The sequence below is a fragment of the Pectobacterium aquaticum genome (genome assembly GCF_003382565.3).
GTDB classification, from domain to species: Bacteria; Pseudomonadota; Gammaproteobacteria; order Enterobacterales; family Enterobacteriaceae; genus Pectobacterium; species Pectobacterium aquaticum.
Genome location: NZ_CP086253.1, coordinates 1,481,260 through 1,496,377, shown reverse-complemented (window position 1 = coordinate 1,496,377; position 15,118 = coordinate 1,481,260). Strand labels below are relative to the sequence as shown.

Sequence of the window (15,118 nt, the reverse complement as noted above, 5' to 3'; positions counted from 1 at the left end):
AGACTGGCATATCGCCACATGTCTTTATTTTTTATCAAGATTCCAGTTGCCGATGTCATCTTCCGTTCCCGGCATGCCATCCGGCCCCAGAGAGAAGATATCCAGTTTACCGTGCTGGCCGGGGTTTAGCAGTTGATAGTCCGTACCCCACGGATCCTGCGGCAGGCGACGAATATAGCCATCGGCTGGGTAGTTACGCGGTTCCGGTTGTACCGTCGGCTTCGTCACCAACGCCTTCAGCCCCTGCTCTGTGGACGGATAGCGGTTGTTATCCAGCTTGTACATGTCGAGTGCGCTTTCCAGAGACACAATATCGCTGACGGCTTTTTGTCGATCCGCCTTTTCCTTATTTCCCATCAGATTAGGCACGACCAAGCTCGCCAGTACGCCGAGAATGACGATGACCACCATAATTTCCAACAGGGTAAAACCACGCTGACGATAACCGCTCTGACCATAACTATTTTGTCCACAACCACGCTGAGACTGTTGCATCCTGACTTTTCCTCATTCAATTGTTGGTTCTCTTACGAACTCATTAACGTATTCAGTTGCAGAATCGGTTGTAAAATCGCGAGTACGATAAACAACACCACCGCCGCCATGCTGACCACCAGCAGAGGCTCAAATAGCCCCAGCGCCAGCGTCATCTGCGAACTGAATTCCCGATCCTGATTATCCGCCGCCCGCTCCAGCATGCTGTCCAACTCACCGCTGCGTTCACCGCTAGCGATCATATGGCGCATCATGGGGGGAAAGAGCGCCGTCTGTTCCAGCGCTTTGTGCAGGCTAACCCCCTCTCGCACCGCATCCGTCGCTAGAGAAAGCCGATGGCGGGCATAGTCATTGCTCATCACATCGCCGCTAATGCGCATCGCCTGTAACAGCGGCACCGCACTGGCGTTAAGAATACTGAGCGTCCGCGCGTAGCGTGCCGTATTTAAGCCGCGCGCTATGCGGCCGATCAGCGGTAAATGCAGCAAGCGGCGATGAAAACTGATGCGCCGCTTTTCCTGCCGCAGCATCACTCGGAATGCCATAAACCCCGCCAGCAATGCCAGTAGCATCCACGGTCCAAACGTGCGCACGGCATCGCTCATCCCCATCAACACGCGGGTTGACAGCGGCAGCGCTTGTTTCATATGAATAAATTGCTCGACAACTTTCGGCACCACGACGGACAGCAAAATGCTGACCACCGCAATCGCGACCACGGTTAACACACACGGATAAATCATTGCCTGCTGGATGCGGCTGCGCATCTGCTGGCGCTGCTCGGTGTAGTCCGCTAGCCGGTTCAACACGGCATCAAGATGACCGGACGTCTCGCCTGCGGCGACCATCGCGCAATACAGCCGTTCAAAGCTGCCGGGGAAGCATTTCATGGCATCGGCCAGCGAGTGACCTTCCATGACTTTGCTGCGCACCGCCGCCATCAGTTGGCTCAGTTGCGGCTTTTCGCTCTGTTTCGCCACCGCATCCAGCGCTTCTTCCAGCGGCAACGACGCGGCCACCAGCGTGGCTAACTGGCGAGTCAGTAGCGCCAAATCTGAGGTGCTGATCCGAATTTTGCGACGGAGGGAGAATCCTGTAGAACCGGATTTCTGCTGGTCGCCTCGGTTTTCATCAACCGACAGTGGCACCAGCCCACGCTCCCGCAATAGCTGACGCGCCTGTCTGGCAGAGTCGGCCTCCTGAGCGCCACGGCATTTTTTCCCCTGCGCATCCAGCGCCTGATAGTGGTACTGTGCCATATCATTCCTCTTTGGTTACGCGGATCACTTCTTCCCAAGTTGTGAGCCCCGCCAGTACCTTGTCCAACCCGTCCTGACGGATGGTGGTTCGACTCCTCCCCAAAATCTGCGCAATCGCCATTTCACCGTCACTGCGATGGATCGCAGCGCGGACGTCGTCATTGATCAGCACCAACTCATGAATGCCGATACGTCCCCGGTAGCCAGTAAAGCTACACTGCGGACAGCCAACGGGATTATGCAGTAGCGTACCAGGCGCGATCCCCATCTGTTCAGCCTGAACCGGATCGACCGGCTGTGGTTGGCTACAGTCAGAACACAGCGTCCTGACCAGACGCTGCGCGAGTACGCCCAGCAGAGAGGTTGACAACAGGAATGGCTCGACGCCCATATCCTGCAAACGGGACAGTGCACCCAGCGCACTATTGGTATGCAGCGTGGATAACACGAGGTGACCGGTCAGCGACGCCTGCACGGCAATCTGTGCCGTTTCACCATCACGAATTTCCCCCACCAGCACGACGTCCGGATCCTGACGCAGAATGGCACGTAGCCCGCGGGCAAACGTCATATCCACCTTGGTATTGACCTGCGTTTGCCCGATACCTTCCAGTTCATACTCGATGGGATCTTCCACCGTCATGATGTTACGTTCCGAGGCATTCAGGCGGCTGAGCGCGGCGTAAAGCGTGGTACTCTTCCCCGATCCTGTCGGGCCGGTCACCAGAATAATCCCATGGGGACGATGGATCAGGCTGTCCAGCAGTTGTCGATTGCGTTCCGACATCCCCAGTAGTTCAAGATCGAGCTTAACGCTGTTTTTATCCAGCAAACGCAGCACGACGCGCTCACCGTAGTTCGACGGCAGCGTGGAGACACGAACGTCAATCGCCCGCCCTCCCACTCGCAGCGCCATACGTCCATCCTGCGGGACACGCTTTTCGGCAATATCCAGCTTTGCCATCACTTTGATACGCGACACCAGCAGCGAAGCCAGCTTACGCTGTGGACGCAAAATTTCACGCAATACGCCGTCAACGCGGAAGCGGATCAGCAAATAACGCTCATACGTTTCGATATGAATATCTGACGCTTTATTCTTAATCGCTTCGGTCAGCATGGCGTTGATGAGGCGGATAATCGGCGCATCGTCGTCGGCATCAAGCAGATCGTCGCTGTCTGGCAATTCCTCCACCAGCGTATAGAAGTCCATCTCATTACCGATGTCCTCCATCATACGACGTGCTTCTTCCGAGTCGCGCTGATAGCTAATGACTAATTGCCGCTCAAATTCTTCATCCGTAACGCGCTCAATCTTGAGCGAACAGCCCGCAATCCGACGGGCTTCCAGCAAAGCGGCTGGCGGCGTTTGCGCGACGCAAATCGTCTGCAGGCTCGCATCATTTTCCCTCTGCAACAGCAGAATTTGCTGCGATCGCGCATAGGCAAAAGGCAGTATGGGGCGTAGCTCTATCATCTGGGAGGCAACGTCACTCATTTCCCGCCCGCCGGATAAAACGCCACTATGGAGGACTGCACCTGACGGAACGTGTAGGCGTTTCCGCCTTCCTGCAAGCGCAGTAAGTCGTTATTCAAAAGCCCTCCTTCGCTGCCGTTCACATTTCGCTGTTTCTCTTCTTCAGCATTGAACGAATGATACTTACCAGCAGAAGCACTCTGGTATTGGCTGCGATCGCGAATAATGGAAGGACGGATAAACAGCATCAGGTTACGCTTTTTCGTTTCCTGACTGTTGGAACGGAACAGGTGTCCCAGCACGGGAATATCGCCCAACAAAGGCACTTTACTTGCCGACTCATTGGTACTTTTATCCAGCAAGCCACCCACTACCACGGTTTCGCCGCTGCTGACCAACACCGCGTTATTGACGGTACGCGTATTGAATGTTGCCCCCAATTCTGTACTGCTGCTGGAGGCCGCATCTGCCACGCTGGAGACTTCCTGCTCAATTTCTAGCAGAACGGAGTCACCTTCGTTGATTTGAGGTTTCACCTTCAGCTTGATACCGACCGTTTTACGTTCCACCGTTTGGAAAACGTTATCGCCGGATGTCGTCTGCGAACCCGCCAATACGGGCACTTCCTGACCAACGTTAAACGTTGCTTCCATATTATCCAGCGTCACGATGCTGGGCGTCGCCAGAATGTCGTTCTTACTGTTGCTGGACAGCGCGGTCATCAGCATGCTCCAGTTACCCTGATAGAAACCTGCGGCAATCCCGTTGAAGCTACCAAGCGCATTTGTTGCTGCCGTACCAGGCGTACCATTACGTCGGTACTGTTCTGCCCCCGCCATCATTGTCGTGATCGGTAATCCTGTATTGGTGAACTGTGTTACCCCTGCATTTTTATTGGCCCACTGCACACCGAGATTCATCCCATCAGCATCTTGTACTTCCGCGATAATCGCTTCGACCAAGACCTGTGGACGGCGGATATCCAACTGGGCAATCACCTGTTCCAGATCGCGCATGATGTCCGGTGCCGCATTCACAATCAGGGAGTTGGTTTGCTCATGTGCCTTAATCGAGATGTCTTTACGCAGAGCAGGCAACGCATTTTGCTGATCGGTTTGGATACTGTCGCCGACACCGGTGAGCACTTCGACCAGATCGGCAGCCTTGGCGTATTTGAGGTAGATAACTTTGGTGTTGCCCTGCACCGCCTGCTGACGATCGAGCTGTTTGATCATATCAATCACACGCTGGCGTGAATTCGGCTCGCCGCGCACCAGCACCGAGTTGGTTCGCTCGTCAGCCACTACGTTGGCGGTCAACATGCCGGGCAAAGCAGATTTCTCATCCATCTTGTTCAATTCATTCACCATCTTAACCACTTCCGTTGAGGAGGCATAAGACAGCGGTATGCTGGTCACATTCCGATCGCCCGTCTGATCAACCCGTTCGACAATCGTCATCAGCCGTTGGATCACCCCCGCGCGGCCGGTCATCAGCAACACGTTCGACGGTTCGTAATGCACCACACTCCCGGCACCGGCGTTGTCATTCAACTGGCGCAGCAGCGGTGCCAAATCACGTGCGGCGACGTTGTTGACGGGTACAACACGCGTCACCACTTCATCGCCAATACCAGGCTGTTCATCAGTGGCCAGCGGCATAGACGTCGATTTCGCATCCTTCGAGCGAATAATTTTCAAGACGTGGTTATCCATCGGAATCACAGTGAATCCATAGACATCCAGCACACTTAGGAAGAACTGGTAATACTGTTCTTCGTTCATCATGTCATAACTGCGTACGGTAATCGTTCCGCTGACCGACGGATCGATAATAACCGTCTTATTCAGATTCTTACTGACGGTATTAATAAACTCCTGAATATCCGTGCCTTTAAAACTGGCGGAAAATTCGGCGCTCCACGCCAACGATGACGCCATCAACAAAACACTCCCGCTGAGCAACAACATGCTCTTGCGGCGTAAATGATCAAGCCACTGGTTTTTATTCTTCGAAAAAACCTGACGCTTAAAAAATCCCTGTCCCTTGCTAAACAAATTAGTGGTCTCCATCCAGTGCCAGATATATATCCTGCTGTTGACCATCACGTACGACGGTCAAATTAAATTTGCTCATCCCTGCCAGTTGCGCCATCGCCTGCTGTGCCTGATCCGCATCGCGTAAATCCATGCCGTTTAATGACACAGCGAGATCGTTATCCTGCAAGCCTGCGCGGTAGAAAAGATCGGGATTTTTGCCGGGGTTTAACTGATATCCTTTCAGGACTTCTTCTTCCGTGACGGGAGAAATAGTCAGGTAGTCCTGCGCCGAGAAGGGATCTTTTTGTATCTCATCTTTCACCTGATTAAATGCGCCAGAAGACGACGGCGTATCAGTCGCCTTTCTTTCCTGAGATAAGTCTTCCTGATACAAATGCAATGCCTCGTAGCGCCCCTGATACTGGAGCACGACACGATCGGCAGAGATAGTCACAATTTTGGCTTCATAGCCTGGAATGGCATCGCCGACGTTGCGACTGTATTGCTGACTATCTTTAGCGATAATGGCAATCGACCGCTTGGCGTCGCCACTCGCCAACACCCCAGTCAAGCTGATGTTTAACGAGGTCAGCGGAATATCGCCGGATAATGCAGCGTCGTTAACCACAGAGGCATCGGCATCGGGGGCATGGCCGAATAAGGTAAAATCACCCAGCGTAGTGGGTTTTTCTTTCGCTTGGGCAGGCGCAACCGACACGCCAGCAAAGCGTGAGTCTTCAGGTAGGAGAACGCGCCATGTCAATACGGCCAACTGCTGACAAATCAGCAACAAAATCAGCCCCAATACGATACGTCGGATCAGTGGAGCAGGTAGTGACCGAAAAGTGGCAACCAACGAATTAAAAGACGAATCTTTGAAAACTTGCAATCGAGCCATAGGTAATCATCCATAATACTCCCCACGCCGATTAGCGTGGGGAAAATGCCTTATTCCGTTGCGGCTTCCCGGGTGATAGTTTCATCACCGCTGGTCGTCAGCGCGGCATCCTTATTTACACGGTCTTCGAGCCTGATATTTTCAATATGACCGAAATTCCAGGCTCCCGGTACATTCTCAAAAATGACATTTTTAAATTCACTGTTCTTCAGGAACGTAATGTCCGTGGCTTTTACATTTTTGAATTTTACATTCTCAAAATGCAAGCCTTGGTGATAGGCATCACGTCTAAAAGAGAACTTATACGCATCAGCCATTTCAGCCACGGTCATTCCATCGACCAGAATGCTGTTTTTCTTCGCTGTACCGTCAACGGTGACGTTGGAAACGGTCACATCACGGAACTGTGCGGGCTCAGCGGCAGGCTGGGTATCGTTCACGTCCGCTTTATATTTAATCGTAAACACAAACGGCTCGTTGACAATATCACGCATCGCGTTATTACGGAATACCACGTCACGCGAGCCACCACCATAATAGGGCCGACTCTTCATGCGTAGGCCAACATCCGTCTTATTCATTACGTTATCTTCAGCAACAATTTTTTCAATCCAGGCACCGGTATGGCTCCCCGTGACCACCGCGCCATGCCCACGGCGGAAGTAGTTATTGAAGATCCAAGCACCGCTCTGCGCTTTTTGCCCCAGCGTGGCGACTTCGGCACCGTATCCCGCTGCAAAGTTTACGCTGTCATCACCTGTGTCAAAAAAGTTATTGAATACCATGACGTTTTGGCTGTTACCGAATTCAATACCATCCGCATTATTGGCATCATACGTCGTGTGTACCAGCGCATTCATTGCCACATTCTCGGATTCCAGCACCATCACACCGTGGTAAGCTGGGTTCAGAATCGTCAGCCCCTCCAAGTACATGTTGCTCACACCACGCAGCGTCATCAGGCTAGAGCGTCGGTTTTTGTACGCCTCATCCAGTAGCATTCCTTCAGCAACGGCTTTTGCCGTTTGGTCTTTTGCCAGAATACCGTCACTGCTGACATTGGTGGCTTTACTCGCACGATAGAGCGGTAACGTGTTATTTAACTCATCAGTTTCAGTAATGTTTGCGTCACCGGCTTTAATACCGCGCGTCCAGCCGTTGCCATCAATCGTGCCTTGCCCGACGATACGAATATTTTTAAAGGTGCCTGCATGGCTGCTGCCCTGATCGTCCGCTTCCAGAACGTTAATCAGGGAAGGCGGACGCTTCGGCAACTTAGGTGAGCTATAAGGGTAGAGATAGTAGCCGCGGGCGAGCGGATAATCGTCACCGCTTGCCGACCCCAGCAATGTGGCGCCTTTCGCGACTTCGAACGTCATATCGCTGTGCAGGAACAGCGCCCCCGTTTTAAACGTTCCCCCTTCAACCACGACTTTACACCCTTTCGGATACGCAGTTGGCGTACAGTCATCAATCGCCTTCTGAATGGCCACCGTGTCGTTGGTTAAGCCATCGCCTTTCGCACCGTAGTTGGTCACATTCAGTGAAGCTGGCGTCGCCGTCGTTTTCTGCACGACGGTTTCGCTATCAACAGATTCTTTGCCGTCGTCATAAAGCGCACGCACCGTGAAGCGGTATTCCGTTTCCGGCGACAGATTAGCCACCTTGAAATTATGGAAACTGACGCGGACATGCCAGTTATCAGTATCAATCGAATTGTAGAAGTTATCGATATAGGGCTTGGCCGGCGAGTGGGTGTTCTGGTTATCAATGGTTCCGCCCAGTAAGGTTCCATTCATGTAGACGCGGTAATCCTTAATGCCAGCAGTAGGTTTGGTTGGTTTTTCCCAGGCAAGTACCACGCTACTGTCATCATAAGCCAACGTCGGCACTTTAAGATTTTGTGGTGCGGCGGAACGATCAACACCAACATCGGGCGTTGAGTCATTATCGCTGCATCCGGCAATCAGGCCGCTCAGGACTAATGTCGCGCAGAGCGTAAGACGAGTACGAGGTAAAAAGTCAGTCATAGCATTTCCTGTATTTTTACTATTATTTCGCTCGATGAATTTCCCACGTGGCAGGAGCCTTGCCACAAGGCGAAACACATCGGCAGAGGGTTTACAGATAAAAATCAAATAAAAAAATAACGGGTTGAATCAGACGATCTACGGCAGAGCAATATCCAGTTTCCCCGCGCCGGCATTCTCCAGGACGTATTTCTCAACGGCGGCGATGGATTTCCCAGCGCTATACGCATAAGGCGGGCTCCATTCCAGTTCATTGGTGCAGGTTTCCAGCGCCCACGCCGGTACGGCTTTCCCAGAGTTTGTAGCTGCGGCCTTCTCGGCTTCTTGCAATGCGACACATTTATCTACTGCGATTTGATTCAAATTGCTTGCCGGATTGCCATTGAACCAGGAGCCGTTGTCTTTAAATTTGCTTCCCTTGTAGGCACCGATGCTCAGAGTTTCATCCGCCCCGCCGCCCTGGAAATTAAAGACGTTACTTTCGGAAAGAATGGATGAATCGAAGCCCATTCCAATGGCATACAGAATGGGGTAATTCGTATCCGTTGCCCCACGATGGTAGTTATTGAGCAAATGCACCTGACCAAAGCGTACACGCGGCGAACGCTGCACGCTGTTGTCCCATAAATTGCCTTCAAAGGTGATTCGGTATTCCCCCTTATCACCATCGCCAGAGCCAATTAATACCGTTTTGTCATGTTGGGAGAAAATGTTGTAGGAAATCGTCAGGTAGTCAGCACCGTCTTCGATATCCAGTAAGCCGTCGTGGCGCTGGATAGGCTTGCCAAATAACACTGGCTCTAAATGATCTGGATAGTCACCGTCCGTAAACGTGCAGTGATCGATCCAGACATTTTTACTGGCATTAATCGACACGGAATCATAACGCGCATTCCAGTTACCTTTATCACCGTCGCCCGCATCCCAGGCTGGAGCAAAGTCACGCGGTGCCTGAAACGTAATATTACGGATAATGATGTTGCTGTTATCCGTTTTGCCGAACGTGTGGCTCAGGGTATTGAGGGATAAATAGCCTTCCACCAATTTTGCTTCGCTACCTACACCTAAAATCGTGGTATTCGGCGGTACCTGAAATTGAATCTGCGCCTTCTGGTTGTTGGCATACTGCGAACGTTGGCCATTCTGTTTTTTCAACAGGTTAAGTTGTGTGCTGGCCGTCGCTGCATCGCTTCCACCGGCATCCGCCGTCGCTTTCAACTGTGCCATATAATTCTGATCGAACGCTTTGACGTATAAATCAAAATCAAACGTTGTTTTATTCGGTTTGGTTTTATAATCCTCAGCATTGGCATAGCGTCCATTACCTAAATCATCACCACGAATAGTGCCTTGCCAGTAGATAATTTTTGGTTCTAATTTTGCCTTCAATTCCGCATCGGCATCACCGGCGATATAACGGGGGCTGCGGATATTATTTAATGCGTCTTTTAATTCCTGACGACTGGTGACGACATAAATGCTATTTTCATGCGCGCCCTCGCCCCCCGTCGTCGCATAAAATTTACCATCCGTATTATGATATTGCGCAGCCCAGCCAAACGGTGCTGTTTTCACCTGCAAATCTGGCGGAGCCGCTTCTTCCACTGGCTGCTGGCTATTATCACACCCGGAAAGCACGAGCCCAGAAAGGGCAATAGCTACCGCACAGGTGCGTAAACGACCAGTCACAATAACCGTTCTAAACATGTTATCCCTCAGTATTTTTAAATTATTAAAATAGAAAAATAAATCCGCACAAAATCCTGCAATATTAATCGCATACTTTAAAAGTACTTTTATTTTTAATGTCGTGGCAGATTGGCTCGTCCCTTATTGATAAAAAAGCAGGGCACTATCTGTAGTAAAAACCACATAATAGTACTGCTTCTTTAACGCTCGGGACTGTTCATTAAATGATGATGCCTCCCCACACTGATTGATTATCGAGCACAAAAAAGAAACGCAATACCTACAATGGTAAAACATGGTTTCATTAAAGCAAATTCACACGTTTTTTTTGCGACCCGCATCAAGATTCCATCTGTGATTATTATGACTGTAATAGTTTTTAATCAAAATGGAGGAACTGTCACATAACCGAGAGATTCAGTTTTCTGGCTCTTTCTATTTTTTGCAAAATAAGGCAGACGGCACCATCCTACGCACCCGACTTTGGTTTATGATGTGATGCTACACGACCTAAGCCCCCTAAATAATTAAGGATGAGCGCGTGGATAACGCACCGGACGCACCGACACACTCACAGCCAGCGCTGCTTGCCAGATACCCAATGCCCGGTTATCTGATGGCTATTTATGCTCTACTGTTTATCACACTCGGCTGGTTCAGCCACCAGCGATGGGGGAGCCTCACGTCTCCGACAACCACTTTAGCAGCTCAAGCGGCTACCTTGCCTGCGGCAGAGGAACAAACGCCAACGATTCCTGCGATTCCGCCTCATCAAGAAGCGACCCATACCGATACGCCTGTTCCCGCAGAGAAAAGGACCACACTGCCGTTACCCGCCGTCAGCCATGGTGAGATTCCACCGCTGACCTACAGCGCGCACGTCTATACGTCGGATGAAGCCAAGCGCAGCATCACGCTCAACGGTCTGCAATTCCGTGAAGGGGATTCGCCAGTAGAAGGACTGACCCTAGAGCAGGTCCAGCAGGATGTGTCCATTTTCAGCGTAGAGGGTGAAGTGTTTATTCTAGAAGCACTGGAAGATTGGCCAGGCGGAAAATTCAACGAGAATGAACGTTCCGCCGACGATGAAAGTGGAAACGCTACGCCTTAGCCCCGGCTGCGAATGGCGTCAATAAACGGCGTCAGCGTACGGTTAAATTCCGAACACTGCGCCTCTTTTGGCGTACTGTCTTTCAATAACCCTTGATACAGGCTTTCACTGCGCTGCGGTAAAGCCTGATAGCTCGCGATATTCCAGCCTCGTTGTTTCGCTACAGCCAATGCGACATTAGCAATCGTCACATCATCGGGCAGATCGCTGCGGTTACACTTCAATTTGAGATAGCGGGTGGCCGCAACCAGCGACGCCAGTTGATTCATTTGATCGTTAGGAGAAACCGTTACCGCAGAAGACTGACCTGCTACCGTTCCTTTTTGGGCAGACGTTCCTTTTTGGGCAGACGTTCCTGTTTGTTGGCACCCAGCCAGCGTGACGCAAAGCAGCGTTAATGCAGAAATTTTAGACAGAGATAATGACATGACAAACTCATCCTGATTGAGATTAACGGTAGGCATTCTAGCAAATGATAAGCTGCTGTCACGGCATGTTTATGAGCTCCCAGTCAGCCGACTGGGAGCCGCAGTTATCAAGAAATCACCGTCAGGCAGCTGTACCCTTGCCGGATAAGGATTTGGTGGTCGGTAAGAGACCGTCAGCACGGAACATAGCTTTAATACCGCGCACCGCTTGCCGAATACGATCCTGATTCTCAATTAAGGCGAACCGAACATGGGTATCGCCATAATCGCCAAAGCCAATACCGGGGGAGACGCAAACCTTCGCTTCCGACAGCAGTCGCTTGGCAAACTCCAACGACCCCATATGCGCATAGGCTTCAGGAATTTTCGCCCAAACGTACATTGACGCTTTCGGCTCATCAACCATCCAGCCAGCCTCGTGCAAACCACGCACCAAAACGTTACGGCGCTGGCGATACTGCTCGGCAATATCCCGTACACATTGCTGATCGCCTTCCAACGCAGCAATCGCTGCCACCTGCAACGGCGTAAACGTGCCGTAATCGTGGTAGCTCTTAATCCGCGCCAACGCGTTAACCAGCTCTGGGTTGCCGATCATAAAGCCGATGCGCCAACCCGCCATATTGTAGCTTTTTGATAGCGTGAAGAACTCTACTGCGATGTCCTTCGCCCCAGGAACTTGCATGATCGACGGCGCTTTCCAGCCGTCATACACGATATCGGCATAAGCCAGATCGTGGATCACCAACACGCCGTACTGTTTCGCCAACGCCACAACGCGCTCAAAGAAATCCAGCTCGACACACTGCGCTGTCGGGTTCGACGGAAAACCGAGAATCATCATTTTCGGCTTAGGAATACTCTCGCGGATCGCACGTTCTAATTCATTGAAGAAATCAACGCCTTCTACCAGCGGCACAGAACGCACCTGCGCCCCGGCAATCACCGCACCATAAATGTGAATTGGATAACTGGGATTAGGCACCAGCACCGTATCGCCATGATCCAACGTTGCCAGCATCAGGTGCGCCAGCCCCTCTTTGGAACCAATCGTGACGATCGCTTCGCTTTCAGGATCGATATCAACCTCATAGCGATCGGCGTACCAGCGGGAGATGGCACGGCGTAGGCGCGGAATACCTCGGGATGTCGAATATCCGTGAGTATCTTCGCGTTGTGCAACCGTACAGAGTTTTTCCACGATATGAGGAGGTGTCGGGCCGTCAGGGTTACCCATGCTGAAATCAATAATATCTTCGCCGCGACGACGCGCAGCCATTTTTAATTCAGCAGTAATATTAAATACATACGGGGGAAGACGATCGATGCGCGTAAAACGGCGCGGAGAAGGTAAATCAGCCATAACATCCTCGAATTAACGTGAGCGCCCGGACCGTCCGAGCGACGCAGTGCCTGTAAAAAGGCCCTCTACTCAACATCATTCAAATCACAGTAACCCCGTTTTGTTGACGACAACTTTCGTTAACCACAGGGGTACAGGCGACCTGAAGTATGATGAGCTTATTCAAGCTATCTCAGATAATTCGCTCTGTCGATACCGTGCTCATAAATTTTTCCAGCCTGGAATTAAGCCTCATCAATTTCTGGCTAAGATCGCGAAAAATGGAGAATACGCACCGAAAGAAGCATTACACTTGATGACCCGCTCAGGCCTTGTAACTAAGGCACTGATGCCAGTGAGGCACAAGATAGTTAATCCGAGAATTAGCTTATGACTGAGATGCGATATTTCACCGAGAGTTGGCCAATAGAAGGCGCCTTTACCATTTCACGCGGCAGCAAACGTCAGGCTGATATCGTTGTGGTGGCACTCCAGTACGGCAACGTGACAGGCTACGGCGAATGCGTTCCTTATTCACGCTACGGCGAATCCCTCGACAGCGTGATGGCACAGATTGCCTCACTGCACAGCGACATCCGTAACGGCTTAGATCGGGAGACGCTGCAAACCATCTTACCTGCAGGCGCAGCGCGCAATGCGCTCGATTGCGCATTCTGGGATCTGGAGTGCAAACAGCACCAACAGCGCATTTGGCAGCGTTTGAATCTCCCTTCGCCTACGGTGTTGGAGACGGCCTATACGCTATCTCTGGATACGCCAGACCGTATGCGCCACGCCGCAATACATCATGCTACTCGCCCTCTTCTCAAACTAAAGCTGGCTGATGCAGACGATCTGGCCAGAGTTGCTGCCGTGCGCGAAGGCGCGCCATTAGCTCGCCTGATTGTGGACGCGAATGAAGGATGGGATACCGAACGTTATCTGAGGCTGGTTCCTGAACTCACGGCGCTCGGCGTCACGATGATCGAGCAACCTTTCCCAGCAGGCAAAGACGATCTGCTGGCAGACTTGCCCCGCCCGATTCCTGTCTGTGCCGACGAATCCTGCCATGACAGTCAGTCGTTGGCCGCTCTGGTCGGCCGCTATGACATGATCAATATCAAGCTGGATAAAACTGGCGGACTAACTGAAGCTCTGCGCCTGCGCAACTACGCACAGGCGCAAGGATTAGAAATCATGGTCGGCTGCATGGTGAGTACCTCACTCTCGATGGCACCCGCTTTTGTCGTGGCGCAAGGTGCCGCCGTGATCGATTTGGATGGCCCGCTGCTCTTACAGCGCGATCGCACTAACGGGCTGCACTATAACGGTAGCGAAATATTACCGCCCAACGCATTATTGTGGGGATAACGCGTGTTAACCTGCATTGAGCAACTATTAAGGAGTGTTGTGATGCAACGTCTTGTTTATGTTGATGGACAGTATCTGGAAGAAAATGAAGCAAAAATTTCTGTATTTGACCGTGGTTTCCTGTTTGCCGATGCCGTCTATGAAGTGACGGCGGTCATCGATGGCAAGCTGGTTGATTTCCCCGATCATATTACTCGCCTGCAACGCTCCTGCCGCGAGCTCTCACTCACGTTGCCCGTCACACCCGAGGCGCTCAAAACCATTCACGATGAGCTGATCAATAAAAACGATCTGAAAGAAGGCGCGATCTATTTACAACTTAGCCGCGGCAATACCGGCGATCGTGACTTCTATTTCCCTTCTGCCGACGTCAAATCCACGCTGGTGTTATTCACTCAGGCACGTTCGCTGGTCGGCAATCCGAAGGCCACAACCGGCCTGCACGTTGTCACCACCGAGGATATTCGCTGGCAGCGTCGGGACATCAAAACCGTCAGCCTGCTCGCCGCCAGCCTGGCAAAAGAGTATGCCCATGCCAACCAAGCCGACGATGCTTTCTTTGTTGAAGAAGGTTTCATTACCGAAGGCAGCTCCTGCAACTGCTACATCGTCCTGCATGACAATACGGTTGTGACCCGCCCACTGAGCAACGCTATTCTGCACGGCATTACACGTCAGTCGCTGCTCAAGCTGGCAGAAAAGGATGGCATTGTGCTGGAAGAACGCTTTTTTACGCCGGAAGAGGCGTATCACGCCAAAGAGATTTTTGTCAGTTCAGCCACCATGCTCATTCTCCCCGTCGTGATGCTGGATGGAAAAACAATCGGCGACGGCAAGCCCGGAAAAATGACTCAGCGGTTGCGTGAAATCTATCTCGATATGATTAAACAACAGGAAAGATAGCCGCACTTCACATCCTGTAAGCACGGCTTCGATGTTCATCCGTTACCCGTTCACTGCCGGATAACGGATGGCTGAG

At 51.7% G+C, this 15,118-nt stretch carries 12 protein-coding genes; 3 read left to right on the top strand and 9 right to left on the bottom strand.

Annotation, left to right across the window (positions count from 1 at the left end):
• Nucleotides 1–24: 24 nt before the first annotated feature.
• The 7 genes from gspG to DMB82_RS06965 all read right to left on the bottom strand — a co-directional run bounded on the left by gspG (nucleotide 25) and on the right by DMB82_RS06965 (nucleotide 9,905).
• Nucleotides 25–495, bottom strand: a complete 471-nt coding sequence (gspG, locus tag DMB82_RS06995) for a type II secretion system major pseudopilin GspG (protein ID WP_048329249.1) — start codon at nucleotides 493–495, stop codon at nucleotides 25–27.
• 32 nt (nucleotides 496–527) lie between these two features.
• On the bottom strand, nucleotides 528–1,754 hold the full coding sequence (gene gspF, locus DMB82_RS06990; RefSeq protein ID WP_102119271.1) for a type II secretion system inner membrane protein GspF: 1,227 nt from the start codon (nucleotides 1,752–1,754) through the stop codon (nucleotides 528–530).
• A 1-nt stretch (nucleotide 1,755) separates the two neighbouring features.
• Complete coding sequence (gene gspE / locus DMB82_RS06985) at nucleotides 1,756–3,252, bottom strand: type II secretion system ATPase GspE (RefSeq protein WP_102119270.1); 1,497 nt, start codon at nucleotides 3,250–3,252, stop codon at nucleotides 1,756–1,758.
• Entirely contained in the window at nucleotides 3,249–5,201 is a 1,953-nt protein-coding gene (gene gspD, locus DMB82_RS06980) for a type II secretion system secretin GspD (protein ID WP_167469163.1), read from the bottom strand. The genes gspE and gspD overlap by 4 nt, the downstream gene beginning before the upstream one ends.
• Nucleotides 5,202–5,289: 88 nt before the next feature.
• Nucleotides 5,290–6,168 (bottom strand): type II secretion system protein GspC, encoded by an 879-nt coding sequence (gene gspC / locus DMB82_RS06975; RefSeq protein ID WP_102119268.1) that lies wholly within the window; start codon nucleotides 6,166–6,168, stop codon nucleotides 5,290–5,292.
• A gap of 50 nt (nucleotides 6,169–6,218) precedes the next feature.
• Nucleotides 6,219–8,198, bottom strand: coding sequence for a glycosyl hydrolase family 28 protein (locus DMB82_RS06970; RefSeq protein ID WP_116163666.1), 1,980 nt, complete (start codon nucleotides 8,196–8,198; stop codon nucleotides 6,219–6,221).
• Nucleotides 8,199–8,336: 138 nt separating this feature from the next.
• Nucleotides 8,337–9,905 carry a pectate lyase family protein gene (locus DMB82_RS06965; protein WP_116163664.1) on the bottom strand — a complete coding sequence of 523 codons (1,569 nt, stop codon included), beginning with the start codon at nucleotides 9,903–9,905 and terminating at the stop codon, nucleotides 8,337–8,339.
• 523 nt (nucleotides 9,906–10,428) lie between these two features.
• Here DMB82_RS06965 and gspB point away from each other — a divergent pair.
• Nucleotides 10,429–10,998: a type II secretion system assembly factor GspB gene (gene gspB / locus DMB82_RS06960; RefSeq protein WP_116163662.1), complete on the top strand. Its 570-nt coding sequence runs from the start codon at nucleotides 10,429–10,431 to the stop codon at nucleotides 10,996–10,998.
• Here gspB and gspS read toward each other — a convergent pair.
• On the bottom strand, nucleotides 10,995–11,426 hold the full coding sequence (gene gspS, locus DMB82_RS06955; protein WP_116163660.1) for a type II secretion system pilot lipoprotein GspS: 432 nt from the start codon (nucleotides 11,424–11,426) through the stop codon (nucleotides 10,995–10,997). The genes gspB and gspS overlap by 4 nt on opposite strands.
• Before the next feature lie 121 nt (nucleotides 11,427–11,547).
• Nucleotides 11,548–12,789: an alanine transaminase gene (gene alaC / locus DMB82_RS06950; RefSeq protein WP_116163658.1), complete on the bottom strand. Its 1,242-nt coding sequence runs from the start codon at nucleotides 12,787–12,789 to the stop codon at nucleotides 11,548–11,550.
• Between the two features lie 369 nt (nucleotides 12,790–13,158).
• Here alaC and dgcA point away from each other — a divergent pair, with 369 nt between their 5' ends.
• Nucleotides 13,159–14,139: an N-acetyl-D-Glu racemase DgcA gene (dgcA, locus tag DMB82_RS06945; protein ID WP_116163656.1), complete on the top strand. Its 981-nt coding sequence runs from the start codon at nucleotides 13,159–13,161 to the stop codon at nucleotides 14,137–14,139.
• A 42-nt stretch (nucleotides 14,140–14,181) separates the two neighbouring features.
• Nucleotides 14,182–15,042, top strand: coding sequence for a D-amino-acid transaminase (locus DMB82_RS06940; RefSeq protein ID WP_116156165.1), 861 nt, complete (start codon nucleotides 14,182–14,184; stop codon nucleotides 15,040–15,042).
• The last annotated feature ends 76 nt before the right edge of the window (nucleotides 15,043–15,118 follow it).